At 42.3% G+C, this 795-nt stretch carries 1 protein-coding gene and 1 pseudogene; one reads left to right on the top strand and one right to left on the bottom strand.

The window, feature by feature from the left end; all coding sequences use genetic code 11:
* Positions 1-295: His/Gly/Thr/Pro-type tRNA ligase C-terminal domain-containing protein (locus ACS8FD_RS19240; protein ID WP_439277038.1), on the top strand; the 295-nt coding region annotated here is incomplete at its 5' end.
* Positions 296-414: 119 nt separating this feature from the next.
* Here ACS8FD_RS19240 and ACS8FD_RS19235 read toward each other — a convergent pair.
* Positions 415-795, bottom strand: a pseudogene (locus tag ACS8FD_RS19235) (NADPH-dependent 7-cyano-7-deazaguanine reductase QueF); the annotation flags it as partial.

Genomic DNA, 795 nt, shown 5'->3' with positions numbered 1-795 from the left:
TGCACCTTTTGAAGTGGCCATCATTCCGATGAAGTCGAAAGAAGAAACCGTCATGCAAACGGCAACAGCTCTGTATGACGAATTAAAGGCTCAAGGCATTAATGTGTTACTTGATGACCGCAACGAGCGCCCTGGGGTCAAATTTGCCGATCTTGAGCTAATTGGCATCCCGCATCGTATCGTGGTCTCGGACCGTAACTTGGCTGAAGGTAAGTACGAATATGTCAATCGCCGCGAGACAGAAAAGCAAATGCTAAGCCGCGAAGAAGTTATGGCAAAAGTAAGTAGCAAGTAGCTTTTCTGATAAAAAATGTACTAAAAAAAGCGCCTATTTCACTTGATGAAATAGGCGCTTTTTTTATTTTATAGTAGGTCGGCTATATAATCTAAATTATACAAAACCAACCCTATCAATTACTGACGAATCAAACGACTTGGTTTAGGTAATAAACCTATGTCACTGACGCGGCAAGGATTGATATCGATACCACCGCGGCGCGTATACCAAGCACGAACCATCAGCTCTCTTGGTTTATAACATTCACTCAAATCAGCGAATATCTGTTCGACACATTGCTCATGGAAGCCATTGTGCTGACGGAAGCTCAATATATAACGCAGCATATTCGCATTATTAAAAAATTTGTCAGTAGTAATCGATACAGACAGAGTTCCCCAATCTGGTTGATTGGTCACCGGACAATTACTACGCAGTAGATTAGAATAAAAGGTATACGGCTGAGTACCATCACTTGCCACGCTTTCACTGCTCGCTTCTACTTCGTTTTCACTCAG

It is taken from the genome of Psychrobacter sp. 1U2 (assembly GCF_051847575.1).
The sequence above is the reverse complement of the archived record's forward strand: the minus strand, read 5'-3'. Positions and strand labels throughout refer to the sequence as shown.